The 24,230-nt window shown below is 64.3% G+C and carries 18 protein-coding genes and 1 tRNA gene; 8 read left to right on the top strand and 11 right to left on the bottom strand.

What is annotated here, in order from left to right:
* Positions 1 to 91 precede the first annotated feature (91 nt).
* Complete coding sequence (locus tag IAE40_RS03375; protein ID WP_153772603.1) at positions 92 to 709, top strand: LysE family translocator; 618 nt, start codon at positions 92 to 94, stop codon at positions 707 to 709.
* Positions 710 to 767: 58 nt separating this feature from the next.
* Here the strand turns inward: IAE40_RS03375 and IAE40_RS03380 are convergent.
* Both IAE40_RS03380 and IAE40_RS03385 read right to left on the bottom strand, forming a co-directional pair.
* Positions 768 to 844, bottom strand: a tRNA-Met gene (locus tag IAE40_RS03380).
* A 94-nt stretch (positions 845 to 938) separates the two neighbouring features.
* The gene (locus IAE40_RS03385) at positions 939 to 1,871 is read right to left on the bottom strand and encodes a FecR family protein (protein WP_200602668.1); all 933 of its coding nucleotides are present in this window, start codon (positions 1,869 to 1,871) and stop codon (positions 939 to 941) included.
* Between the two features lie 578 nt (positions 1,872 to 2,449).
* Between IAE40_RS03385 and IAE40_RS03390 the strand changes: the two genes are divergently transcribed.
* Positions 2,450 to 3,673, top strand: coding sequence for an MFS transporter (locus IAE40_RS03390; protein WP_200602669.1), 1,224 nt, complete (start codon positions 2,450 to 2,452; stop codon positions 3,671 to 3,673).
* Between the two features lie 353 nt (positions 3,674 to 4,026).
* The gene (locus IAE40_RS03395) at positions 4,027 to 5,196 is read left to right on the top strand and encodes an MFS transporter (RefSeq protein WP_153772601.1); all 1,170 of its coding nucleotides are present in this window, start codon (positions 4,027 to 4,029) and stop codon (positions 5,194 to 5,196) included.
* Between the two features lie 146 nt (positions 5,197 to 5,342).
* Here IAE40_RS03395 and IAE40_RS03400 read toward each other — a convergent pair whose 3' ends face one another.
* From IAE40_RS03400 to IAE40_RS03410, 3 genes are all read right to left on the bottom strand, one after another.
* On the bottom strand, positions 5,343 to 7,814 hold the full coding sequence (locus tag IAE40_RS03400; protein WP_151926520.1) for a TonB-dependent siderophore receptor: 2,472 nt from the start codon (positions 7,812 to 7,814) through the stop codon (positions 5,343 to 5,345).
* Positions 7,815 to 7,934: 120 nt separating this feature from the next.
* Complete coding sequence (locus IAE40_RS03405; protein WP_153772599.1) at positions 7,935 to 8,891, bottom strand: FecR domain-containing protein; 957 nt, start codon at positions 8,889 to 8,891, stop codon at positions 7,935 to 7,937.
* Positions 8,878 to 9,393 carry a sigma-70 family RNA polymerase sigma factor gene (locus tag IAE40_RS03410; RefSeq protein WP_063542868.1) on the bottom strand — a complete coding sequence of 172 codons (516 nt, stop codon included), beginning with the start codon at positions 9,391 to 9,393 and terminating at the stop codon, positions 8,878 to 8,880. Before IAE40_RS03410 ends, IAE40_RS03405 begins: the two co-directional genes overlap by 14 nt.
* A 181-nt stretch (positions 9,394 to 9,574) precedes the next feature.
* On the opposite strand from IAE40_RS03410, the gene IAE40_RS03415 reads away from it, so the two are divergent.
* From IAE40_RS03415 to IAE40_RS03425, 3 genes are all read left to right on the top strand, one after another.
* Positions 9,575 to 10,201, top strand: a complete 627-nt coding sequence (locus tag IAE40_RS03415) for a DNA-3-methyladenine glycosylase family protein (RefSeq protein WP_200602670.1) — start codon at positions 9,575 to 9,577, stop codon at positions 10,199 to 10,201.
* A 154-nt stretch (positions 10,202 to 10,355) separates the two neighbouring features.
* Positions 10,356 to 11,417 (top strand): bifunctional DNA-binding transcriptional regulator/O6-methylguanine-DNA methyltransferase Ada, encoded by a 1,062-nt coding sequence (ada, locus tag IAE40_RS03420; protein WP_153772598.1) that lies wholly within the window; start codon positions 10,356 to 10,358, stop codon positions 11,415 to 11,417.
* A 54-nt stretch (positions 11,418 to 11,471) separates the two neighbouring features.
* Positions 11,472 to 13,874: a DUF3772 domain-containing protein gene (locus IAE40_RS03425; RefSeq protein ID WP_200602671.1), complete on the top strand. Its 2,403-nt coding sequence runs from the start codon at positions 11,472 to 11,474 to the stop codon at positions 13,872 to 13,874.
* Positions 13,875 to 14,030: 156 nt separating this feature from the next.
* Here IAE40_RS03425 and IAE40_RS03430 read toward each other — a convergent pair whose 3' ends face one another.
* The 6 genes from IAE40_RS03430 to IAE40_RS03455 form a co-directional block, all read right to left on the bottom strand.
* Positions 14,031 to 15,461, bottom strand: a complete 1,431-nt coding sequence (locus IAE40_RS03430; protein WP_200602672.1) for an aldehyde dehydrogenase family protein — start codon at positions 15,459 to 15,461, stop codon at positions 14,031 to 14,033.
* A gap of 13 nt (positions 15,462 to 15,474) precedes the next feature.
* Positions 15,475 to 16,974 carry a purine-cytosine permease family protein gene (locus IAE40_RS03435; protein WP_200602673.1) on the bottom strand — a complete coding sequence of 500 codons (1,500 nt, stop codon included), beginning with the start codon at positions 16,972 to 16,974 and terminating at the stop codon, positions 15,475 to 15,477.
* 85 nt (positions 16,975 to 17,059) lie between these two features.
* On the bottom strand, positions 17,060 to 17,449 hold the full coding sequence (locus IAE40_RS03440) for a YybH family protein (protein WP_200602674.1): 390 nt from the start codon (positions 17,447 to 17,449) through the stop codon (positions 17,060 to 17,062).
* Between the two features lie 132 nt (positions 17,450 to 17,581).
* The gene (locus IAE40_RS03445) at positions 17,582 to 19,372 is read right to left on the bottom strand and encodes a hypothetical protein (RefSeq protein ID WP_153772593.1); all 1,791 of its coding nucleotides are present in this window, start codon (positions 19,370 to 19,372) and stop codon (positions 17,582 to 17,584) included.
* 48 nt (positions 19,373 to 19,420) lie between these two features.
* Positions 19,421 to 20,110 carry a hypothetical protein gene (locus IAE40_RS03450; RefSeq protein ID WP_200602675.1) on the bottom strand — a complete coding sequence of 230 codons (690 nt, stop codon included), beginning with the start codon at positions 20,108 to 20,110 and terminating at the stop codon, positions 19,421 to 19,423.
* Between the two features lie 133 nt (positions 20,111 to 20,243).
* Positions 20,244 to 20,723, bottom strand: a complete 480-nt coding sequence (locus IAE40_RS03455) for an Lrp/AsnC family transcriptional regulator (RefSeq protein WP_200602676.1) — start codon at positions 20,721 to 20,723, stop codon at positions 20,244 to 20,246.
* A gap of 226 nt (positions 20,724 to 20,949) precedes the next feature.
* Here IAE40_RS03455 and IAE40_RS03460 point away from each other — a divergent pair, with 226 nt between their 5' ends.
* Complete coding sequence (locus IAE40_RS03460) at positions 20,950 to 21,417, top strand: transketolase (protein ID WP_197892577.1); 468 nt, start codon at positions 20,950 to 20,952, stop codon at positions 21,415 to 21,417.
* 43 nt (positions 21,418 to 21,460) lie between these two features.
* The gene (mdeB, locus tag IAE40_RS03465) at positions 21,461 to 24,169 is read left to right on the top strand and encodes an alpha-ketoglutarate dehydrogenase (RefSeq protein WP_200602677.1); all 2,709 of its coding nucleotides are present in this window, start codon (positions 21,461 to 21,463) and stop codon (positions 24,167 to 24,169) included.
* Positions 24,170 to 24,230: the final 61 nt, after the last annotated feature.

Genomic DNA, 24,230 nt, shown 5'->3' on the forward strand with positions numbered 1-24,230 from the left:
TAGAGTAGCGGCAAAATCGATTTTTTCCCGCATCAGCGCCTTCGATAATCGTGATTCCTGTGTTCTGACGTCACCTATCGAGGCTTCTCGCATGACCGAACTGATCGCCATTGCCCTGTTCACCCTCCTGGCTGTCATCAGCCCCGGCGCGGACTTCGCCATGGTCACCCGCAGCAGTTATGCACAAGGGCGTCGAGCTGGGCTGGCGGCAGCTTTGGGGATCGCCCTGGGGGTTCAGGTGCACGTGCTGTACACATTGTTCGGCATCGCTGTGCTCATCAGCCGCAGCCCGACGCTGTTCGTGCTGATGAAAACGCTGGGGGCGGGGTATCTGGTCTATCTGGGATACCGGTCGCTGACCAATACCCAACGCATCCGTCTCGACAGCCAGGAGCCGGTCAGTGCGGCGGGCACATTCGCGGCCCTGCGCACGGGGTTTCTCACCAACGCACTGAACCCCAAGACCATGCTGTTCGTGATCAGCGCCTACACGCAGGTGGTAAAGCCGGGCAGCGGACTGGCGATAAATCTGGCCTATGGTGCCTTCATGTCGTTGGCCCATTGGGCGTGGTTCAGCCTAGTGGCGGTGTTTTTCTCCAGCGCCGGGCTGCGCAAGGCGATGATCGAACGACAGGTCGTGGTGGATCGGGTGATCGGAGTGGCATTGATTGGCCTGGGGGTGGCCGTCGCCATGGCGGGAATACGCTGAAGGGGATTCTCGAGGGCAAAGAAAAAGGGCTTACCTTGCGGTAAGCCCTTTTCGTATTTGGTGGCTACACAGGGACTTGAACCCCGGACCCCAGCATTATGAATGCTATGCTCTAACCAACTGAGCTATGTAGCCAATGGCGCGCATTATTCTCTTGTGATGACCCTCTGTCAACACTCATTTCAAAAAAAATCTGCACGCTTTCAAAAACTTAGCCGGAAGGCCCGCTTCAGCGGACGATCAGCCACTGCCCGAGCAGGTTGTTGACCCGCAGTTGTTGGGCGGCGGCGAGGCTGTCGAGGGTTTCGCCTGCGCGGTCGAGGTTGAAATCACCGCTGATGCGCCGATAAGCGGTTTGCTCGCCCATCAGCCACACCCGCTGCCCTTGGTAGCTGGCAAGCCGTTCCAGCACCTGCTGCAAGGGCATGTCCCGGGCGGCCAGCTGACCGCTACGCCAGGCATCGGCAGTCTTGAGGTCGGCCTTTTCCACCGCGTCGATACGCACCGGGTTGAACCTGATCCGCTCGCCCGCCGACACCATGCGCTGGTCGCCGCCCTGGCTGACCATGGCCTTGCCGCTGAGCACCACCAGTTCGTCGTAGTCGCTGTGGCGAGCGATCATCAGGCGGGTGCCGAACACCTGGATCCGTGCATCGTCCACGTGCACTTCCAGCGCGCGCCCATCAAGCATCACTTCAAGGTACACCTGGCCCTGCACCAACTGCAGTTGGCGGGTGCGGCTGCGCAGGTCGACGTTCATGGCGCTGGCGCTGTCCAGATGCAGGGTCGAACCGTCCGCCAGGCGCAGGCTACGGCGCTCGCCCGCAGCGGTGTGCAATTCGCTGCCCAGGCGCTGCATCAATGGCCAGTAGAGATAGACGAGCGCGGCCAGCAGCAAAAGGAACAACGCCCCCAGCGCCTTGCCCCAGTGACTGCGACGTACCGCCACCTCCCGTGGCCGCAGCCGCGCAGGCGGGCTCTGCAATTGTTGCCAGCGGCTTTCCAGCGCCGCAAAAGCGCGGGCATTGTCCGGATCCTGGCACCACAGGGCGAAGGCCTTGCGCTGCCGCTCATCACCGCCCGGCTGGCGCAGGCGGGCGAACCATTCCAGTGCTTCGCGTTGGGGATCGTGATCGAACTGCACGGCGGGCATCGGGTTCATGGGATCGGTCTGCTCGCGAAAAGGGCGGTTTGGCCCTGTATCTACGGGGGAATTGGTTGAGGATGCTAAATATAGTGAGAACCATTTGCAAGTGTGTGAGCGATGGGTGGTGTTGTGGTTTAAGCGTCTTTGCGCTTTTACAGGCATGTCTTTCAAGGTGTTCGCATCTGATTGCGTGGGGGCTGAGAGGTGCTTGCCTGAAGCTTTTCAGCGCCTGTGAGATCGAGCGCCGCCCGCGCGGCGCTTCGCGGGTAAACCCGCTCCTACATTTGTTTCGGGCCACTTATGCCTGTGCCACAGGCGCGCGACCGCCTGGTGTGTACGACTCGGTACCGCGCCTGCGCCAAAGGGGGTCGCGCGAAAATGCCACAGGACTCATTGGCCCGAAACAAATGTAGGAGCGGGCTTGCCCGCGAAGCGCCGCGCGGGCGGCGCTCGATCTCACAGGCACTAAAAAACTTTCGGCGAGCACCCTGGACCAAAGCCAACATCCAGCACAGAAAAAACAAATTAAGGGTGGCTTCGTATCGAGATGTTTCTAATAATCGGATCCCAACCTGAGCACGGATGTCGAGCCCATGGCCATCAGCAGTACCTCGTCCAGCCCCGCGACCAGCAGCGCAACGCCGACTTCCGGCAGCAGCCCGCTGGTGATGCGGATCATCACCTTCTGCGCACTTGCACACCTGATCAACGACCTGATCCAGTCGGTGTTGCCGGCGATCTATCCGATGCTCAAGGTCAACTACGACCTGAGCTTCGCCCAGATCGGCCTGATCACCCTGACTTTCCAGGTCACCGCCTCGCTGCTGCAGCCATGGGTCGGTTTCTATACCGACAAGCGGCCGACGCCGAACCTGCTGCCGCTGGGCACGCTGTGTACCTTGGTGGGTATCGTCATGCTGGCGTTCGTCGGCAGCTTCCCGATGATCCTGCTGGCCTCGGCGCTGGTGGGGATCGGCTCTTCGACCTTCCACCCGGAAACCTCGCGCATCGCCCGCCTGGCCTCCGGCGGACGCTTCGGCCTGGCGCAGTCGACCTTCCAGGTGGGGGGCAACGCCGGCTCGGCCTTCGGCCCGCTGCTGGCGGCGGCGATCGTCATCCCGTTCGGTCAGACCCACGTCGCCTGGTTCGGCCTGGCGGCGTTGTTCTTCTTTGGAGTGACCTTGCTGCTGCGCCGCTGGTACAAGGATCACCTCAACCAGTTCAAGGCGCGCAAGGCCGGTGCCGCCACCCATGGCCTGTCGCGCCAGCGTGTGCTCGCCGCGCTGATCGTGCTGGGGCTGCTGGTGTTCTCCAAGTACTTCTACATGGCCAGCTTCACCAGCTACTTCACGTTCTACCTGATCGAGAAGTTCGACCTGTCGGTGGCCAGCTCGCAACTGCACCTGTTCCTGTTCCTCGGTGCGGTGGCGGCGGGCACCTTCTTCGGTGGGCCGATCGGTGACCGCATCGGGCGCAAGGCGGTGATCTGGTTCTCGATCCTGGGCGTGGCACCGTTCACCCTGGCGCTGCCCTACGCCGATCTGTTCTGGACCACGGTGCTGAGCCTGGTGATCGGCTTCATCCTCGCCTCGGCGTTCTCGGCGATCGTGGTATATGCCCAGGAGCTGGTGCCGGGGAACGTCGGCATGATCGCGGGCATTTTCTTCGGGCTGATGTTCGGCTTCGGTGGCATCGGCGCGGCGCTGCTGGGCTATCTGGCGGACCTGCGCGGGATCGAGTACGTATATGGGCTGTGCTCGTTCCTGCCGTTGTTCGGCTTGCTGGCGGTGTTCCTGCCTTCCACCGGCAAGCGTTGAGACACCAGGGCGCGTGTTGCGCCCCTTTCGCGGGTTCGTCCGCGAAAGGGGCCGCCCAGTTGACTGAACGATCAGCCCTGGCCTAGAGTGCCGCCTCCTTCATTTTTCCCTGCGATTCAAGCAATGCGCCGCTCACCCTCCCTCAGCCACACATGCCTGCCTGTCCCCCCGACAGCGCGTCGCGCGTGGCCGAGCGACACGGTGCTCAAGCGCCGGCGCAGCGTCCTGTTCGCCTTCACCTTCTCGCCACACACCACGCACTGAACTGATCTGCGCCCCTGTCTGCTGCGCCGCCTCGGCGTGGCCGTGGGCGCCTGCGTTTGCACGTCTTTTTCAGTTGTCTGGAGTGGTACATGAACATGCGTTTGCTGGCGGGCCTTCTGTTCGCCGTGTCGGTGGTGGGCTTCAGCCTGGGGGCCAGCCTGCCGCTGGTGTCGTTGCGTCTGCACGAGGCGGGGGCTGGCACCCTGGAAATCGGCATCGTCTCGGCCATTCCCGCTGCGGGCATGATGCTTTCGGCGTTCATGGTCGACGCCTGCTGCCGGCTCCTCACCCGGCGCACCATCTACCTGTTGTGCTTCAGTCTCTGTGCCCTGAGCATCGGCCTGCTGGAGTGGTCGTTCGCGTCGATCTGGCTGCTGGCGCTGCTGCGCCTGGCGCTAGGGGTCGGCATGGGCATCGCGATCATCCTGGGCGAGTCGTGGGTCAACGAACTGTGCCCGGAGCACAACCGCGGCAAGATCATGGCCCTGTACGCCACCAGTTTCACAGGCTTCCAGGTACTGGGCCCGGCGATGCTGGCGCTGGTCGGTGCCAACAGCCCCTGGGTGACGGGGGTGGTCACCGCCTGCTATGGCTTGGCGTTGCTATGCATCCTGTTCACGGTGCCGAACGATCATGTCGAGCATGGCGAGGAAGACGACAAGAGCTTCACCCTGGGCGGCTTCTTCCGTGTTGCCCCGGCCCTGTGCGTGGCGGTGCTGTTCTTCTCGTTCTTCGACGCCGTGGTGCTGTCGTTGTTGCCGGTGTATGCCACCAGCCATGGCTTTGCAATAGGCGTGGCCGCGCTGATGGTGACAGTGGTGTTCGCTGGCGACATGCTGTTCCAGCTGCCGCTGGGTTGGCTGGCGGACCGGGTAGAGCGCACCGGGCTGCACCTGGTGTGTGGGCTGGTGGCGATGGCGATCGGTATTGCACTGCCGTGGCTGCTGCAGATGACCTGGCTGCTGTGGCCGTTGCTGGTGGTGCTGGGGGCGGTGGCCGGGGGGATCTATACCTTAGCGCTGGTGCTGATCGGGCAGCGCTTCAAGGGCAAGGACCTGGTGACGGCCAATGCGAGTGTCGGCTTGTTGTGGGGTGTAGGTAGCCTGGTCGGGCCGCTGGTCAGCGGTGCGGCAATGGACGTCGCGCCGCATGGGTTGCCCATGGCGCTGGCGGTGATGGCAGGGTTGTTCGTGTGCTTTGCACGGCAGGCGTGGCGGCGGGCCGGGCGGGTTTGCGTGGAAGTCAGCCCGGGCCAGTGAGGGTTCTTCGCGGGCAAGTCAGGACGCCGAACCGCCGCTCCCACAGACGCTGTGGACAGCAGCGGTATCTCCGTGGGAGAGGGCCTGTGGGGCGCCGAACCGCCGCTGCGACTGGCTTGCGAACAGACCCATTCAGTCCGGGAAGGTCAGAAGCTGCCGCGCAAGGTCACCGACACATTGCGCGGATCGCCCCAGTAGTAGCCGGTCGGTGTCGGTGCCACCTGGCGGTAGTACTGCTTGTCGAAGATGTTGTTGGCGTTGACCTGCAACGAATAGTGGTCGTTGAAGCGGTAGTTGACCATCGCGTTGTACACCGCATACCCCGACTGCGTGGCGACCGCAGTGCCGCTGCGGTTGTAGATGTCGCTCTGGGCCTGCACGCCACCGCCAATGGTCCAGGCGTCCAGTTCACCCGGCAGGCGGTAGCTGGTGAACAGCCGCAGCATGCGCTTGGGGTCGGTGGTGCGAATCGCATTGCCGGTGTTGCTGGTGGTGTCCTTCAGGTACTCGGTGGTGTTGTAGGTGTAGCCACCGGTCACGTTCCAGCCCGGCAGCACTTCGCCGGAAATCTCCAGTTCGAAGCCCTGGCTGCGGTTCTTGCCAGCCGCAACCTTGCAGTAGCCACTGGTGTAGTTCGGTGGGCAGGGATTTGGCCCGCTGATGTCGTCCAGCGGGTTGCCGACCTGATAGATGCGGAAGAACGCCAGCGAGGTGTTCAGCCGCCCGTCATAGAACTCGCCCTTGATGCCAGTCTCGTAGGCCTCGCCGGTGACCGGCGCGAGCACCGAGCCAGTGGCGTCGGTGGCGGTCTGCGGGTTGAAGATCTCGGTATAGCTGGCGTAGGTGCTGAAGTTGTCGTTGAGGTCATAGATCAGCGCCGCGTAGGGCACCACTTCGTTGTCGACGCTGAACTTGCCGTTGGAGCGGGTGTTGTTTTCCTGCTCGTAGTCGTACCAGTTGGTGCGTGCGCCGATGATCGCGGTGAGCGGGTCGGCCAGGGAAATGCGCCAGGTGGCGTAGGCACCTTCCTGGGTGGTACGGGTGCGCACCGGGTGGGCGAGGATGTCGATAGACGGGTTGGCCAGGCTGGTCTTGGGGTCCCAGTTGCGGATGTCGAACACCCCCGACTGAACGTAGTTGGTGGCCGAGGCGTAGGAATCGTTGCGGATACGCTCGACGCCCAGCATCAGCTCGTGGGTACGACCCAGCAGGTCGAACGGGCCATTGAGGGTCGCGCTCAGGTTGTTTTGCAGGCTCTCGCCGCCATCACCTTCGGTGACCTGGTAGCTCATCAGGTACGGATTGTTGGTGGGGTTGGCGGCGCCGGTGGCGCGGGTGAAGTAGGTCTGCTTGAAACCATCGTCGGCCAATTCGAAGTGGGTGCGCTGGGCCATCAGCTTGAGCTTCCAGTCGTTGTCGAAACGATGTTCGAGCTCGGCGAAGGTCTGCAGGTTGCTGCGGTTCCAGCGGTTCCAGTCGGCACCCAGGTAGGTGCTGCGGCCAAACGGCAGCGGCGAGCCGTCGTAGTTGGCGGGCAGGTTGCCCCATGCGCCGGTGGCGTCGAGCTTGGTCCATTCAAGGCCGGTGGTCAGGGTGGTGCTGTCGTTCAGGTCGAAGGCCAGTACGCCGTACAGCACGTCCTTGCGTTCCTGGCGCGACTCCTGGAAGTGGTCCTTGTCGTCGTGCACGGCGATGATCCGCCCACGCACGTTGCCGGTTTCGGTCAATGGCCCGGAGATATCGGCGACATAGCGCTGGGCGTTCCAGGTGCCCAGGGTAATGCTGCCGCTGCCCTGGTATTGGTAGGTCGGGCGCTTGCGCACCAGGTTCACCGTGCCCGAAGGGTTGCCCGCCCCGCGCAGCATGCCGGTGGCCCCACGCAGGATCTCGGCGCGGTCGATGATTGCCGAGTCGCTCTGGATGAACGAGCCACCGCCGCTGCTCTGCACCACGGTGGCGCCGTCGTACTGGATGGCGTCGATCGAGTAGCCGCGCGAGTAATACTGCACGCGCTCGCTGTCGGTCAGGTTGACCACTACCCCGGGCGTCTGTTCGAGCAGGTTGGTGAGGTTGGTGATGTTCTGGTCGTCGATGCGCTGGCGGGTGACCACGGTCACCGACTGCGGGGTGCGACGGATGCTTTGCGGAGTCTTGCCGATGGTCACCGCGCCGGTGGTGTAGGAGCCGGTGTTCTCGGTGGTCTCGCCCAGGCGATCGCTGGAGATGCTGGTGGCGCCAAGCTCGAGTGCATCACCGACGTCCAGCGCCGGGATCAGCATGAAGCTCTTGTCGCTCTGTTGCTGGACTTGCACGTTGCTGCCCTGCAGCAGGATCGACAGGGCCTGGGCGCTGTCGTAGCTGCCCTGCACGCCACGGGTAGTCTTGCCCTGGAGGCTGTTCGCGTCGAACGACAGGTTCAGGCCGCCCTGGCGGGCCATCTGGTCCAGCGCTGGGGCCAACGGGCCTGCCGGGATGTTCCAGGCGATCTGCTGGTTCTGGCTGGCCGGGGCGGCGAGGGCTTGGGCGGAGAGTGCAGCAGTGACCAAGCCCAGACCGAAGGCAGCGGCGTGGATGGCGCTGCGCAGGCTGTCGTTGCGGGGGGAACACGGGCGAATCATGAAACGCTCCTGAAGGTTGGGTAGACCACTTTTCGGGCTTTGTTCCTTCAGGCCGAACGAGAATGAGATTCCACCTCATTTATTTTCATGACACAGGGTGACTGGCCAAACGCCCGGGGATCAGGCCAGGTCGATGCTCACCCAGTAGCGCGTGCGGTAGTCGATGCGTACCGGCAAGCTTCGTGCGATCAACAGCAGGATCTGATCGGTGTCTGCCAGGTGATAAGTCCCGGAAACCTTCAGCCCGGCGACTTCCGGTGCGCACCTGAGCAGCCCCGGCCGATACCGCGAAAGTTCGGCCACGAACTCGCCCAACGGCATCTGCTGCACGCTGAGCACGCCATCGGTCCAGCCCCACGGGTCGCCATGCAGGGCCGCCACCTCGGTTTGCCCCGAGGCACTCACCTGCAGCACCTCGCCGGTCTTCACCCACCGTGGGCGAGCGGAGGAGGGGAACAGCAGTACCTCGCCACGGCGAACCGCCAGCAGCAGGCCGTCGTCGTTCTCGCGCAGCAGCAACTGGCCGTTGCGGGTGTCCATGTCGGCGATGGCCGTGTCGATGTGAAAGGTGCGGTTGTCGCTGGCATTGCTGTCCAGGCTGACTTCGCCGCGAATCAGTGTCAGCAGGCGCTGGTCGGCACTGTAGCGCAGGTCGATGGCGCTGGCGGTGTTGAGCTGGATCCGGCTGCCGTCGCTGCCTTGCAAGTCGCGGCGCTCGCCGGTCGCGGTGCGGCTGTCGGCCATCAGCGCTGGCAGGCCCAGGGGCTCGCGCGCAGTCCAGAGAGCCCCGCCGGCAACGGCGAATGCGACCAACAGCTTGAGGTTGTTGCGCCGGCTCATACGTTGGCGCTGGCTGCCCTCGAGGGTGCGCCGGCTCAGGTCAGGAGGCAGGCCGGCCAGTTCGTTGCCCAGGCTGTTGACCCGCTGCCAGGCCAGGGCGTTGTGCGGATGGCTGTGCAGCCAGTGCTGGAATTGCTGCTGATGGTGTGCCGATGGATCGTCGAAGCGCAGTTTCACCAGCCAGTCGATCGCCTCATCGACCTGGGCCTGGGCAGGGATGCGCTCAGGCGTCGGCATAGCGCAACCGGTAGCAGGTGCCCAGCGCCCGGGCCAGGTCGCGCTCGACCGTGGCCCGGGACACTTCCAGGTGTGCGGCGATCTGCGGGATGCTCAGGCCATCGAGCTGGGCCAGCAAGAATGCCTGGCGCACCCGCGGCTTGAGCAGTTGCAGGGCGCGGTCGAGGCGTTCGAGGGTGTCGAGGATCACCAGGCGATGCTCCTCGCTGGGCGCTTCGCCTTCGGGCAGGCAGGCCAGGCTTTCCTGATAGGCGCGTTCCAGTGCACGGCGCCGGAACTGATCGATCATCAGCCCGCGGGCGACGCTGCTGAGGTAGGCGCGCGGCTCTTTCAGCGGCGAAACCTGACGCGCGCGCAGCAGGCGTACGAAGGTGTCCTGGGCGAGGTCCGCGGCATGTTCCCGGCAGCCGACCCGTGCCCGCAACCAGCCGCGCAGCCACGCGTGGTGAGCCTGGTAGAGCAGATCGACTTCGGCAGGCTTGAGCATGTCGTTCATCTGCATCGTGGCTGCGGCCCTGGTTGCGAAGAAGTGAGGAGGTGACTGTGAATAGTTCTCAATTCTATGCGGGGCAATGCTGTCGGAGCAATGGCATACCAGGAATTTGTCGCGCAAGATTCGGCGATCTTGCGATGAACGGTTGGTCTAACATGGGGCTTTCAGCTCATTCCACGGGTAACGTGCCATGATCCATGCCGATCTCTCGCCGCACGCCTATCAGCAGGCGATCGACTTCCTCAGCGGGCTGGACCCGGACTGGGCCCGGCATATCGCCGCGGTCGGGCCGTGCCGGCACCGCGCTACGCCTGGGCGTGAGCCGTTCGAGGCGCTGGTGCGGGCGGTGGCGTACCAGCAACTGCATGCGCGGGCGGCCGAGGCGATACTCGGGCGCTTGCTGGCGTTGTATCCGCAGGTGGCGTTTCCTGCGCCCGAGCAGTTGCTCGCCACTGACCCCGAGGTGTTGCGCGGTTGTGGCTTCTCGGCGAGCAAGCTGGCGAGCATCCTGCACATCGCCCAGGCCCGCCTCGAAGGGGCAGTGCCCGGGCGCGAGGAGGCGCTGGCGATGAAGGACGAGGCGCTGATCGAGCGCCTGGTGGCCTTGCGTGGCGTGGGGCGCTGGACGGTGGAGATGTTGCTGATCTATAGCCTCGAGCGGTCGGACATCCTGCCGGTGGATGACTTCGGGGTGCGCGAGGGATACCGTCGCCTGAAGGGTTTGGAGAAGGCACCGACGCCTGCGCAGATGCGCTCGCTGGGCGGGGTCTGGAGCCCTTATCGGACGGTGGCGGCCTGGTATCTGTGGCGGGCTTGAGGCGGGGCCTTTTCGCGGGCAAGGGTGTGCTGGCTCTTGTAGGAGCGGGCTTGCCCGCTAAAAGGCCGGCACAAAATAACCCCCGCAAGAACCGGAGAGCCCAGTCCAACAGAACCTGCCACGCTGACAACCAATCACCCCAGAGGCCCCGCCCATGCCAGCCACCCCGTACAACACCGATGCAGCCCGCTGGCAGGCCGTCCAGGCCCGCGATCCAGAAGCTGCCGGTCACTTCGTCTATGCCGTGCGCACCACGGGCATTTATTGCCAGCCAGGCTGCAAGTCGCGCATGGCCAAGCGCGAAAACGTCGAGTTCTTCGATGATGCCGTCGCTGCCGAAGCCGCCGGCTACCGCCCGTGCAAACGCTGCACGGCAACCCTCGCCGACCCTGGCGCCAAGCGTACCGCGCTGGTTGCGCGTGCCTGCCGGCTGATCGAATCCCACGACAGCGCGCCTCAACTCGAGCAGTTGGGTGCCGAACTGGGAGTCAGCCCCTTCCACCTGCACCGCTTGTTCAAGGCCGAAACCGGCCTCACACCCAAGGCCTATGCCTCGGCCTTTCGTGCCCGACGCTTGCGTGAAGGGCTGGAGCAGGCCGGCAGCGTCACCGACGCGATCTACGACGCAGGCTACAACTCCAACAGTCGCTTCTATGCCAGCGCGGGCCAGCGCCTGGGCATGCAGCCGCGTGAGTACCGGGCCGGCGGCGTGGGCGCGACCATTCGTTTTGCCCTTGGCCAGTGCTTTCTCGGGGCGATCCTGGTGGCGCAAAGCGAGCGCGGCATCTGCGCGATCCTGCTCGGCGATGACCCGCAAACGCTGCTCGAACAGTTGCAGGACCAGTTCCCCAAGGCCCATTTCATCGGTGGTGATCCTGCTTTCGAGCGCCTGGTTGCCGAGGTGGTGGGTTTTGTCGAGCAGCCGTCGCTGGGGCTGCAACTGCCCCTCGATGTACAGGGCACCGCGTTCCAGGAGCGTGTCTGGCAGGCGCTGCGCGAGGTACCGGCGGGCGGCCGGGTCAGCTACAGCGATATCGCCGAGCGTATCGGCGCACCCAAGGCGGTGCGTGCCGTAGCCCTGGCCTGCGCAGCCAACCGCATTGCCGTGGCAATTCCCTGCCACCGAGTGGTACGGCGTGACGGCGATATCAGTGGCTATCGCTGGGGCGTGGAACGCAAGCGTCAGTTGCTGGCGCGAGAAACGGTCATCACCTGATCGCCGCGGCAGCGTAGAATCCTCCGCCTGTCGAGCTGTATAGAGGGGATTTCGATGAGGCGTATAAGCCTTGAGCGTTTTTACGTAGGAATTTTGGCATTGTTGCTGTGGGTGGCGACGCCTGCCTGGTCCGCACCGGCCACGCCGGTATCGAGCCTGGCCGCTGCCGAACAGCAGGTGCTGGACGAAGATGCCAGCCTGGATCAGTTGAGCGACCGGCTCGACCAGATCCGCCAGGGCGTGACCAGCAATGCCAATGACGATCTGCTCTCGCAACTGCGTCAGTCGGCGTTGCAGGTTCAGCGCCAGGCCGATGCCCTGGCCACGCAGCGTACGGCGGATGTCGCCCGGCTGGATGATCAGCTCAATGTGCTGGGGCCGGTGCAGCCCGAGGAGGCCGAGAGCCTGACGCGCCAGCGCCAGCAGTTGGACAAGCAGAAAAAGGCCCTGGTGGCCGAGCAGACCGAGGCTACCCAGCTCACCCAGTCGGCGCGTGACCTGTCTACCCAGATCGTCAACCTGCGCCGCAGCCTGTTCAACTCGCAGATCACCAGCCGCGCCGCCAGCCCGCTGAGCCCGGCGTTCTGGTCGAGCCTGATCCGTCCTACCGATGAAGACGTGGCGCGCCTGCGCGACCTGCGCGGCGAGGCGGCAGATGCTGTGGCCAGTGCCCTCAGCGCCGAGCACCGCTGGTTGTTCATCACCGCGCTGGTCGCTGCTGTGCTGGTCTGGACCTTGGTGCGCAAGGTGCTCGAGCGCCTGCTGGCCGACGCGATGATCCGCTGGCTGCCCGAAGGCCGCTTGCGCCGCAGCGCCCTGGCCTTGAGTGTGGCGCTGGCCACCCTGGCGACGATCGCGGGGTCCGTGTCGCTGCTGCGCTGGGGCCTGGAAAGCAGTGCCGAGCTGGGCGCGGATCTGGCCAGCCTGACCAACCACGTCCTTACCCTGGTGGTGTTCAGCGCCTTCATTTCTGGCCTGGGCCGCGCCATGCTGATGCTGCAGCGCCCATCCTGGCGCCTGCCGCCGATTCCCGACGAAGTGGCCAGCGCCCTGGGCTGGTTCCCGCAGGCCCTGGCCCTGGCCTTGGTGCTGCTGCTGACCCAGGAGCGCATCAACAGCGTCATCGGCACCAGCCTGGCGCTGACCCTGGCCACCAACGGCCTGACCGCGCTGGTGGTATCGCTGCTGTTCGTCGCTGTGCTGGTGCGCTATCGCCGCACTCGCCGCCAGCACGGGCTGGAGCGTCCGGCGGGCCTGGCGGGTCTGATCCCCTTCGTGGTGGTGGTGTGGGTCATCGCGATCCTGCTGGCGCTGCTCACCGGCTACCTCACCCTGGCCTACTTCCTGACCGCCAAGTTGCTGTGGATCAGCGTCGTGGCGGTGTGCGCCTACCTGCTGGTGACCGTGTTCGGCGACCTCTGCGAAACCTTGCTGTCGCCGCGTCAGCCCGGTGGGCTGGCGCTGGCCTCGGCGCTAGGCCTGCAGCAGCGCCACCAGGCCCAGGCCAGCACGGTGCTGGCCGGTATCGGTCGGACCGTATTGCTGTTCATCGCTGCGTTGCTGGCCTTCATGCCCTCGGGCACCAGCCCCGGCGAGCTGCTGCTGAGCCTGGCCGACTGGGATGGCAGCGGCGGCAAGATCCTCGGCAATCTGAATATCGTGCCCCAGGATATCTTCCTGGCGCTGGCGATCTTCTTCGGCGGGCTGTTCGCCATCCGTGTGGTCAAGCGCTGGCTGAGCGAGCGTCTGTTGCCGGAAACCGACATGGACGCTGGCATGCGTGCCTCTTTGGTGACGCTGGTTGGCTACCTGGGCTTCCTGTTCCTGGCCATGCTGGTGATGTCGACCCTGCACATCAACCTGACCAGCCTGACCTGGGTGGTCAGTGCGCTGTCGGTGGGTATCGGTTTCGGTTTGCAGCAGATCGTGCAGAACTTCATCTCCGGCCTGATCCTGCTCACCGAGCGCCCGGTTAAAGTGGGCGACTGGGTCAGCCTGGCGGGGGTGGAGGGTGACATCCGGCGCATCAACGTGCGCGCCACCGAGATCCAGATGTCAGACCGTTCGACGGTGATCGTGCCCAACTCGCAGTTCATCTCGCAGAACGTGCGCAACGTGACCATGGCCAACGCCCTGGGTGTGGTCGGTGTAACCTTGACCCTGCCACTGGAGACCGATGCCAACCACGTGCGCGAGCTGCTGCTGCAGGCCTATCGCGACCACGAGGCGATCCTCGATGCCCCGGCGCCGTCGGTAACCTTCAAGGATTTGACCGCCAGCGGCATGGTGCTCAGCGCCAGCGGCTACGTGGCCGGGCCGCGTCAGGTATCGGGCGCGCGCAGCGACCTGCTGTTCGCCATTCTCGGGCGCCTGCGCGATGAAGGCATCGCGCTGTCGTCGCCGCAGAGCATGGTGTTGCTGCAGGAAGGGACGCGGGCGGCCGACGAGTCGGTGTGACGCAAATGGGGCCGCTTTGCGGCCCATCGCGGGACCAGCCCGCTCCCACAGATTTAGTGGGACATCCGTCCACCCTCTGGGCATGCCCCGATCAGTGTGGGAGCGGGCTGGTCCCGCGATGGGCTGCAAGGCAGCCCCAACTGCATTACCGAGACCTCAGCCTACGCACCGCGTCACGTGCTTCACCGACAGATACCCCGACAATCCCCAAGGCCCAAGCTCGCGCCCGATCCCGCTGCCCTTGGTGCCCCCCCATGAAGTTTCGACGAACACCGCCTGCACCGAATTGATCCATACATGCCCGACCTCCAGCGCATCGGCCACGCGCTCGGCGCGTTCGAGGTCCGCCGAGCAGACCGTGGCTACCAGGCCGAAGCGGCTGTCGTTGGCCTGGGCGATCGCTTGTTCCTCGGTGGTGAACCGGCGTGCGCACAGCACCGGGCCGAAAATCTCTTCGCTCCACAAGCGGCTGGTCTCGGGCACATCGACGTACAGTGTCGGACTGACGAACCAACCCTCTGCGTCCAACGCCTTGCCTCCGGCCAGGCACTTCAGCCCTTCCTCGCGCGCGGTGGCGAAATAGCCGGCGACCTTGAGCCACTGCGCCTGGCTGGTCAGCGGTCCCATCTCTACTTCCTCGACCAGCGGGTTGCCCACGCGCAGTTTCTCCAGCGCCGCCTGCAGCCGTGGTAGCAGCGTGTCGGCGATACCGTCCTGCACCAGCAGGCGCGAGGTGGCCGAGCACATCTGCCCGGCGTTCCAGGTGATGCCGGCGACAATCCACTCCACTGCCTGGTCTGGGTCGCAGTCGTCGAACACAACGATCGCCGACTTGCCGCCCAGCTCCAGTGTCACTGGCCGGCACTGGGCTGCGGCGCTGCGCATGACCTGGCTGCCGACGGCATTGCTGCCGGTGAACGACAGCTTGTCCAGGCCGTTGTGGCCACTCAGCGCCGCGCCGGTCTCGGCCTTGCCGTTGACGATGTTCAGCACCCCGGCCGGCAGCCCAAGCTGCTGGGCGATCTGGCCGTAGGCCTGTTCGATCAGTGGGGTGATCTCCGAAGGCTTGAGCACCACGGTGCAGCCGGCGGCCAGGGCCGGGGCGAGCTTCCAGGCGCTGGTCACCAGCGGGAAGTTCCACGGCACGATCAAGCCGACCACGCCGACGGCTTCCAGGCGGGTACGTGCGGTAAAGCCTGGAGCGGCCAGGGGGACGTCGCGGTTCTTCTGCGGCAGTTGTTCGGCGAGCTCGGCGTAGTAGTCGAAGGTTGCCACCGCGTCGTCCAGATCGATCTCGGCCTCGTGCCGTGGCTTGCCATTGTTGCGCATCTGCAGCGCGATCAGTTCTTCGCGACGGGCACCAAGCTGTTCGGCAAATCCGCGCAGCAGGGCAGCGCGCTCGGCGGCCGGGCGGCTCTTCCAGGCGGGCAGGGCACGGCGTGCGGCTTGCACCGCCTCGTCCACCTGGGCGCTGCTGGCCGATCTCAGCTCGGCGAAAGGTGCGCCCAGAGAGGGATCGTAGACGCTGATGCTGTCGTTGCCTTGGCCTTCGACCCAGCGGCCGTCGATGTAGTGGGGAGTGGTCATGGTCGGATTCCAGTCAGGCCATTTCGGCAGTGGTCACGGGTGTCACGGGAGCGCTTTTGCAGCGTACCCAGCGCGGGCCGCGCGGGCCGTAGACACCGGCAGGTTCGGGGAACAGGTTGAGCAGGATCAGGTACAGCACGCCGGCGATGCCGAGGGTGACCGGCAGGCTCAGGTCGATGCCGCCAGCCAGGTCCCCGAGCGGGCCGACGAACTGTCCCGGCAGATTGACGAAACACAGGCCCACGGCGGCGCTGGGGACCCAGGCCCCCATGCCGCGCCAGTTCCAGCCGTGCAGGAACCAGTAGTGGCCGCCACGCTGGCCGCGGGTGAACACCTGCAGGTCGTCGGCGTGGTAAAAGCCGCGGCGAGTGATCAGGCCGAGGATCATGATCACCATCCACGGGCTGGTGCAGGTGATGATCAGCACGGCGAAGGTCGACACGCTCTGCACCAGATTGAAGGCGAAGCGGCCGATGAAGATGAAGGCGATCGCGAGCACACCGATCAGCAGAGTGGCGGCCGCGCGGCTGAGCAGGCGCGGGAATACGCTGGACATGTCCAGGCCGGTGCCGTAGAGCGCGGTGGTGCCGGTGGACATGCCGCCGATCACAGCGATCAGGCACACCGGCAGGAAGAACCAGGTCGGCGAAATCGCCAGCAGGCCGCCGACATAGTTGTTGGCCGCGATGTAGTCCGGGGCCTGGCTGGCCACCAGGGTCGCGGTGCACAGGCCGAACAGGAACGGGATAAGCGTGGCGGCCTGGGCCAGGATCACGGCCAGCATGATGCGCCGCTTGGGCGTGTGGCGCGGGATATAGCGTGACCAGTCGCCGAGGAAGGCGCCGAACGAGACAGGGTTGCTCATGGCCAGGATCGCGGCACCGACGAAAGCCGCCCAGAACCCTGGCTGACCGAGATTGACACTGCCGGCGAAGCTTGCGTCGAACGGCACGGCGAAGGCGGCGATGCCGAGCAGGAACAGCAGGCTCGATGCCCATACCGCAATCTTGTTGACCCACAGCATGAAGCGGAAACCAAAGATGCATACCACCAGCACCAGCACTGCGAATAGCCCATAGGCCAGACCCAGGGTGAGGTCGGTTTCGGGCAGTCCGACCAGGCGCTTGGCGCCTCCGATCAGGGCATCGCCCGAGCTCCACACCGACAACGAAAAGAACGCCACGGCGGTCAGCAACGACAGGAACGAGCCGACGATGCGTCCGTGTACGCCAAAATGCGCACCGGACGAGACGGCGTTGTTGGTGCCGTTGAGTGCGCCGAACAGCCCCATGGGTGCAAGGATCAGCGAACCGACCCCGACGCCGAGCAGGATCGCCCACAGCCCCGCCTGGAAGGACAGCCCGAACAGTACCGGGAAGCTGCCGAGCACGGCGGTGGCGAAGGTATTGGCACCGCCGAAGATCAGGCGGAACAGGTCAAGCGGGGTGGCGTCGCGTTGATCGTCGGGGATCTGTTCGACGCCATTGGTCTCGATACCGGTCGAGTGGCTCATGGTGATGCTCCAGCGCGAGTGTTGTTGGCCTGTGGCAGGCTTTGTTGTGGGTGCGATGGCAGTGCGGCAAGGCCGTTGTCGAAGGTCAGGCGCAGGAGGCGACCGACAGGTGTTCATGGCACGCCAGCCAGCGCTCGCCTTGCAGGCGGAACACGATGGTCTCGCGCTCGTTCAGCGCCTGTTCCTGCTCGGCAATGCGAATGCGTGTGGCCACGTCGTGCATGAAGATCGCCAGATCGCCCTGCAGGCTCACGTGGGCATTGCTCGACGCGCAGTCGAGCACGGCAAAGCCGTCGGCTTGCCACTGAGCCCAAAGGTCTTCATAGGCGCGCCGAGACAGCAGCGGTTGGGGCAGCGTATGGAACAGGAAGGTGGCGTCTTCGCTGAAACAGGCGAAATAGCGGGAGGTGTCGTTACTGGCAAAGGCGTCGACGAGGTCGGCGGCAGCTTGCCGTACCTGGAGAGTCTGGTCCACGGGAGTGGCCTCACGGTTATTGTGATTGTGGTGAGGCGATTCTGGAGAGACGTGCCAAGGGGAAAAATCGGCGGGGGCAAATAATCAGTTCACGATTTTCTGAACTGATTATTTGCCCCCGCCGGGCGGCCATTAATCGGCGTTGAGTTCGTTACGGTAGTTTTCCAGGTACACCTGACGCTCGTGGCTGGCGGCATTGCGATCGGCTGCGATCATGTCCAGCTTGCCCGCCGCCTCGGTGAGATAGGCGGGCAGTTCATCGTTGGTGATGTACTTTCCGGACAGTTTGTTGAGCTTGCTCCAGCCGTCCTTGAATGTCAGGGCGAAATGATCGGAGACAATGCCGACGGCGATCCACTGCCCGGTCTGGCTGATGAAGAATGCGTCGGTGGACTCACACAATTGCGAAAAGAGGTAGTCGCGGTTCGAGTCGATGTCTTCGGCATCTTCGAACTCTTCGATCTGCTCTTGGGCATCCTGGCGGATGACCTCCATGAAGTCGCAGAACGAGCGGAAGAAGAACGCTATTTCCACGACGATTTCACGGGTGCGCTTGAGGGCGCTCACGCTCAGGTTCAGTGACCTGATCGCCAGCTCGATGATCTCCTGCTCGCTGCCTTTGCCTGCCATCAGCACGGAAACTTCCAGCAGTTCGGCTGCCTGTTCGCGCCTGGCGGTCTCGTACTTGTCGGCATTATCGAGCATCTGCAGCTGCATCTGGCGCAGGTTGTTGGCCTGTGCCCGGCTGGCATCGCTGATATCACCGGCTGCCGAGGCCAGAGTCTGGAGCGCGGACTCCAGTGATCCAAGGTGCTCCTTGGCCTCCTGGTACTTGGCCTTGGCCTTGACCAGAAGCCCTTCGGCTTCGGTGATCCGGTTCTCCAGCACCTTGAGTTTGCCGGTGTCGGCCACCTTGCCTTTCTGCGCCTGATAACCTGAGATCGACGTCTGCAGTTTGTCCACCTCCTCCTGTATCAACGCCAGTTCGGCGCGATGCTCGGAGCGCTCTTTCTTCAGGCGGATGAGGTCGCCAGTGGCGTTGCCCTGGGCACCGTTGGCGCCTTTTCCGACGCCTGCGGCGACTGAGGCCGCGGCGACCAGAGACGAGCTGCCGCCGCTGGCAGCCATGGCCGCCAGTGGCATGGCGGCCGATATCACCTGCGCAGCACCACGCAGCATGCCTGCCCAGAAGGCGCGCTCCTCGGAAGACTTGGCTTGATCTGCATAGTCGCGGGCGAGGGACTCGTAGCGCTTGACCTGTTGTTGCATGTCGGCTATCAGCGATTCCAGTTGTTTGCTGCGAGCCTTGTGCTGAAGAATTTCCTGGCGAACTTTTTCGTTGGCCTCAAGTGTTGTGCTCAAGGCCATCTCGCTGCTGGCGGTCACTTCGTGGGTGTCATCGATGATGCCATCGTAGCGGTCGACGATGGTTTGCAGGCTCGCGTTGACCGCCATGGCCGAGTTTTTGATCTCGTTGGCCATGTCCATCAGTTCTTTGTTTACGAAGCGCTTGATCTGCGCGATGTCACCGGTTTCCTTGGCGGCGGTCCAGCCGGTCAGGCCGCGGTTGAGCTTTCGGGTGAGACGGCTGGCGGCAGTGCTGGCGGCCCTGATCTGGCGTTCGCTGTCCTGCTGTGCTTTGAGCAGCTTGTCCATGATGCTGTTGATCTTGACGCGGATTTCGCCGTTGCGCTGGGGCGTGGTGTTGTAGGCGATGTAGAGCAGCTCGATGGCGTGGTCCGTATCGATTTTCGCGCGTGATGAGTCATAGGAGCCTTCGATCCTGTTCACGTAGTGAGCCACGAGCGGGCTGTCGACAGTTGGCAGGCTCAACGGTTGGGATGCGCCATGGGTTGTCAGTTCCTGACGGATGTTTTTTTCGATCAGGGCTCTGCGGCTGATGAATGGGGTGAGTTCAGACATGGTGGACCTCTTCTGAGATTTGGGGAACTATCCAGCGGGGGCGTGGAACTAGAGGGATGGCTGTTGGCCGAATCCCGGGGAGGCTGTTGCAGCGCAGTCGTCTATCCATGCCATCGAATAGAAGACAACGTTGCTGAGCGGTGACCAGAGCGTTTCGAGCAGCGCATGGGTGTCGTCGAGTGCCGACTTCAGCAGAGGGTGCAGCGGTGCGACCTCCTCTGCGTAGCACTGAGGGCTGTGTTGGGGGTGTTCACAGTCATGGCGTGCGGCGACGAATGCGTCCAGTTGCAGGATTAGGGCGCTCTGTTGCTGGCGGGTGCTGCTGAGTGCCGGTTTCATCACCGTCAGGTTGCGCTCGTCGAGCTGGGTCGAACGGATGGCGCTCTGGTTGCTCCAGATTTCGTTTTCAAGCGCTTCCAGACGTATGCGGTGCTCTGGGCGCCACGGCAGTTTTTCGTAGTCCTGGCGCTCTTGGTCCAGCTGCTGGCGTAGGCGTGCTATACGACGTTCGATTTCGGGAATCTGCCGTAGCCTTTCACCCATCGCGGGCTCCAGGCCATTAATCCTGTCGACGAGCAGCCGCTCCAGACTCTCCAGATGTGGTGCGCACTGTGCCGCACGACTTTCCAGTTGCAGGGTCTCGGTCTGCGGGTCGGCTGGCTGTGCGCTGGCGAGCCCGGTATACAGCAAGGCCACCGCCAGACCTGGCAATTGCATGAACGCGTTGATGAGTGGCATGGGACGCTCCGTTCCTGGGGGAAGCGGAGCGTCTTCGACGCACCGCTCCCGGCATTAGAGCGTCGGGGCACAGCTCGAAAAAGAAGGAATGGATGCACGCCTGGGACGGTTTACCAAGGCGGGTGGCGTTGCCTCAGATCGAGATGAGACCGCCGGACTTTACCTCGTTGAGCACGAAGAACGTGCGCACTTGGCGCACCCCAGGCAGGGCGATGATCTGCGTATTGTGCAGGTGGTTGAAGGCCGGCAGGTCACGCACGCGGATCTTCAGGAAGTAGTCCACATCCCCCGCCACCAGCCAGCATTCCAGCACTTGCTGCAGGTTGCGCGCGGCCGCTTCGAACGCGGCGAAGCTCTCGGGGGTGGAGCGATCCAGCACCACGCCGATGAGCACCACGGTGCCCTGCTGCAGTACGTTCGGATCGATGTGAGCATGGACCCCCTTGATCACGCCCGCATCGAACAGCCGTTTGGTGTGGTTCCAGCACGCGGTGGTGCTCAGCCCGACTTTCTTCGCCAGTTCCGCGTTGCTGATTCGGCCGTTGGCTTGTAGTGCACGCAGGATCTTGCGTTCGTGGGTGTTGACCTCGATGGGCTTGGCGGGCTCTTTCATCGCGTTTCCTCGGTCTGGTATGTAGCCCGCTTGCCGTCAGGTCTGTGCGGCTGCCGGGATGATTGCCTGCTTTACGAAGCCATGACGGGACAGCCTTCAGTTGGGGGTTGAAGCTTGGAAGGTTGTTCCTGTTCAAGGGTAAGAATAGGTATGAAATTCAATCGTGCGCTGAGTATCGTTTTGGAGCAGGTTTCATGCGCACAGACCCGACGAGAGGGAGCAGGCCATGCTGGCGATTTCCAGATTCGCAAGGTGGGTGAAGGCGCCATCGCAGGACGTAGCGGTGGTGGTGGTGTCCAGCGCAGCGTTGCCAGAAATGCTGGGCATCGGGTTGCACGCTGCGCTTGAGGGCTGGAACGAAGTTGCCCATCTGCACGTGCAGGACATGGACGGCCTGCAGGCCAACTGGCTGGCAGCAGGCGATGGGCAGCGCACGCTTGCCGCCGAGTCGGCATGCGAGGCCAGCGCCCTGTTGCGAGCGGTCTCCAAGCGTTGCTACCTGCTGGACCTCGAGAGCGACGGGCAGGTGCGCCTGGCATGGCTAGGCTCAGTGTGTGGCCATGAGCTGCGCTGCCTGCAGCTCGATCCCGCGATCAATCGCCAGGGCTCGCCCGTGACACAGGTCGAGCAGGTCGTCGATGTCGCGCGGATGCTGGTCAAGCGAATTCTCGAGGAACGCTTCCTGGCGGTCTGAAACCGTCCCCCTCCAACAAGTACACCGAGGTGCAAGTGCTGTCATGAGCATCCATCACGCTGCAGGATCATTGCGCGAGCCGTCCGCCGAGGACGACATCGACACCCAGGGCCTGGATGAGTGGCGCGACGCGTTACTGTCGCTGCTCGAACACGAAGGCGCGCCGCGCACGCGGGCTCTGCTCGACAGGCTTGCGGCCCTGGCGCGGCATCATGCCGTCGGCTGGCAGCCAGGGCATGGCACGCCCTATATCAACAGCATCGGCGTCGAGCAGCAGCCGGCCTTTCCGGGCGATCTGGCGACCGAGGAACGTCTGGCCTCGATCATGCGCTGGAACGCGCTGGCCATGGTGGTGCGCGCCAACCAGGCCTACGGTGAGCTGGGCGGTCATATTGCAAGCTACGCCAGTGCTGCCGACTTGTTCGAGGTCGGCTTCAACCACTTCTTCCGTGGCGGCGATACGCCGGGCACTGGCGACCTGGTGTTCTTCCAGCCGCACTCGGCGCCGGGTGTCTACGCCCGGGCCTTCCTCGAGGGCCGCTTGCAGGTTGAGCAGCTGGAGCACTATCGACAGGAAATCACTGCACGGCGCCGCGATGTGCAGGGCCTGTCGAGTTATCCACATCCCTGGCTGATGCCTGATTTCTGGCAGTTTCCCACCGGCTCCATGGGCATCGGGCCGATCAGTTCGATCTACCAGGCGCGCTTCATGCGCTACCTGGAACACCGGGGCCTGCGTCAGGGCGCTGGGCGGCGCGTGTGGGGGGTATTCGGCGACGGCGAGATGGATGAACCGGAAAGCATGTCGGCGCTCACTCTTGCGGCGCGCGAGCGCCTGGACAACCTGGTGTGGGTGGTCAACTGCAACCTGCAACGCCTGGACGGCCCGGTACGTGGTAACGGGCGCATCATCGATGAACTGGAGGCATTGTTCAGCGGTGCTGGCTGGCGGGTGATCAAGCTGGTCTGGGGATCGGATTGGGATGGCCTGTTCGCCCGCGACGCAAGCGGCGAGCTGGAGCGCACGCTGTCGGCTACCGTCGATGGGCAGTTTCAGACCTTCGCCGCCAAGGATGGGCGCTACAACCGCGAACATTTCTTCGGCCAGAGCGAGGCGCTGGCCCGGATGGCCCAGGGCATGAGCGACGAGCAGATCGACCGGCTCAAGCGCGGGGGGCACGACATGGTGAAGATCCACGCCGCCTACCATGCCTCCCAGCAAGGCGATGGTCGCCCGACCGTGGTATTGGCGCAGACCAAGAAAGGCTACGGCATGGGTGAGGCGGGGCAGGGCAAGATGACCACGCACCAGCAGAAGAAGCTCGACCGCGAGGCACTCATGGCCTTCCGCGATCGCTTCAACCTGCCATTGAGCGATGAGCAGACCGAGGCCCTGGCCTTCTACAAGCCCGCCGACGACAGCCACGAGATGCGCTACCTGCATGCACGTCGCCAGGCACTGGGCGGTTACCTGCCGTCGCGGCCACGCCAGGCCGAGGGGCTGCCGGTGCCGGCGCTGTCCAGCTACGCGGCGTTCGCCACCCAGGCCGATGGCAAGGAAATGTCCACTACCATGGCCTTCGTGCGCATGCTCGGCGGGCTGCTCAAGGACCGCCAGCTCGGGCCGCGGGTAGTGCCTATCGTCGCCGACGAGGCGCGTACCTTCGGCATGGCCAACCTGTTCAAGCAGATCGGTATCTATTCCAGCGTCGGCCAGCGCTACGAGCCCGAAGACATCGGTTCGATCCTCTGCTACCGCGAGGCGCTGGACGGGCAGATCCTCGAAGAAGGCATCAGCGAGGCGGGGGCGATCAGCTCGTGGGTGGCGGCGGCCACCAGTTATTCCGCCCATGGCCTGCCGATGCTGCCGTTCTACATCTACTACTCGATGTTCGGCTTCCAGCGCATCGGCGACCTGATCTGGGCTGCCGCCGACCAGCGCGCCCGTGGTTTCCTGCTGGGCGCTACCGCTGGGCGCACCACCCTGGGTGGCGAAGGGCTGCAGCACCAGGACGGCCACAGCCTGCTGATCGCCTCGACCGTGCCCAACTGCCGTGCCTACGATCCGGCGTTTGCCGGTGAGTTCGCGGTGATCCTCGACCACGGCATGCGGCGCATGCTCGAAGCGCAGGAAGACGCGTTCTACTACGTGACCCTGATGAACGAAAGTTATCCACAGCCAAGCCTGCCGGACGGGGTCGAAGGCGACATTATCCGGGGGCTCTACCGACTGGAGCAGCACATGCCGGAGGGGGCTACTGGCAAGGTACGGTTGCTGGGCTCAGGCACGATCCTGCGCGAGGTGCAGGCGGCGGCACGCCTGTTGGCGCAGGACTGGGGCGTGGCCAGCGAAGTGTTCAGCGCCACCAGTTTCAGCGAGCTGGCGCGCGAGGCACGGGAGGTGGAGCGCTGGAACCGGCTGCATCCGCAGGAGCCGGCGCGGGCCAGTCACTTGGTGCAGTGCCTGCCCAAGGGCGCGCCGGTGATCGCCGCGACCGATTATGTCTGCGCCTGGCCGCACCTGGTTGCGCCGTATGTGCAGGATCGTTTCGTTGCCTTGGGCACCGATGGCTTCGGGCGCAGCGACAGTCGTGAGCAACTGCGTGGCTTCTTCGAGGTCGACAGCCGGCAGATCGTGCTGGCGGCGCTTTCGAGCCTGGCCGATGACGGTGTGTTGGAACGCCAGCGGTGTGCCGAGGCCATCGCGCGCTATGGCATCGAGGCTGAGGCGCCAGTGCCTTGGGCGTGTTGATCACCGATTGCGCTGTTCTCTTCGCGGGCTTGCTGGCGAAAAGAACAGCGCAATCTCCCCT

Source organism: Pseudomonas sp. S44 (assembly GCF_016624805.1).
Lineage (GTDB): Bacteria > Pseudomonadota > Gammaproteobacteria > Pseudomonadales > Pseudomonadaceae > Aquipseudomonas > Aquipseudomonas machongensis.

What these genes read in the sequence shown, in the direction of transcription:
- IAE40_RS03375 (WP_153772603.1), top strand. Translation starts at nt 92, where the DNA reads ATGACCGAACTGATCGCCATTGCCCTGTTCACCCTCCTGGCTGTCATC.
- IAE40_RS03385 (WP_200602668.1), bottom strand. Translation starts at nt 1,871, where the DNA reads ATGAACCCGATGCCCGCCGTGCAGTTCGATCACGATCCCCAACGCGAA.
- IAE40_RS03390 (WP_200602669.1), top strand. Translation starts at nt 2,450, where the DNA reads ATGGCCATCAGCAGTACCTCGTCCAGCCCCGCGACCAGCAGCGCAACG.
- IAE40_RS03395 (WP_153772601.1), top strand. Translation starts at nt 4,027, where the DNA reads ATGAACATGCGTTTGCTGGCGGGCCTTCTGTTCGCCGTGTCGGTGGTG.
- IAE40_RS03400 (WP_151926520.1), bottom strand. Translation starts at nt 7,814, where the DNA reads ATGATTCGCCCGTGTTCCCCCCGCAACGACAGCCTGCGCAGCGCCATC.
- IAE40_RS03405 (WP_153772599.1), bottom strand. Translation starts at nt 8,891, where the DNA reads ATGCCGACGCCTGAGCGCATCCCTGCCCAGGCCCAGGTCGATGAGGCG.
- IAE40_RS03410 (WP_063542868.1), bottom strand. Translation starts at nt 9,393, where the DNA reads ATGCAGATGAACGACATGCTCAAGCCTGCCGAAGTCGATCTGCTCTAC.
- IAE40_RS03415 (WP_200602670.1), top strand. Translation starts at nt 9,575, where the DNA reads ATGATCCATGCCGATCTCTCGCCGCACGCCTATCAGCAGGCGATCGAC.
- ada (WP_153772598.1), top strand. Translation starts at nt 10,356, where the DNA reads ATGCCAGCCACCCCGTACAACACCGATGCAGCCCGCTGGCAGGCCGTC.
- IAE40_RS03425 (WP_200602671.1), top strand. Translation starts at nt 11,472, where the DNA reads ATGAGGCGTATAAGCCTTGAGCGTTTTTACGTAGGAATTTTGGCATTG.
- IAE40_RS03430 (WP_200602672.1), bottom strand. Translation starts at nt 15,461, where the DNA reads ATGACCACTCCCCACTACATCGACGGCCGCTGGGTCGAAGGCCAAGGC.
- IAE40_RS03435 (WP_200602673.1), bottom strand. Translation starts at nt 16,974, where the DNA reads ATGAGCCACTCGACCGGTATCGAGACCAATGGCGTCGAACAGATCCCC.
- IAE40_RS03445 (WP_153772593.1), bottom strand. Translation starts at nt 19,372, where the DNA reads ATGTCTGAACTCACCCCATTCATCAGCCGCAGAGCCCTGATCGAAAAA.
- IAE40_RS03450 (WP_200602675.1), bottom strand. Translation starts at nt 20,110, where the DNA reads ATGCCACTCATCAACGCGTTCATGCAATTGCCAGGTCTGGCGGTGGCC.
- IAE40_RS03455 (WP_200602676.1), bottom strand. Translation starts at nt 20,723, where the DNA reads ATGAAAGAGCCCGCCAAGCCCATCGAGGTCAACACCCACGAACGCAAG.
- IAE40_RS03460 (WP_197892577.1), top strand. Translation starts at nt 20,950, where the DNA reads ATGCTGGCGATTTCCAGATTCGCAAGGTGGGTGAAGGCGCCATCGCAG.
- mdeB (WP_200602677.1), top strand. Translation starts at nt 21,461, where the DNA reads ATGAGCATCCATCACGCTGCAGGATCATTGCGCGAGCCGTCCGCCGAG.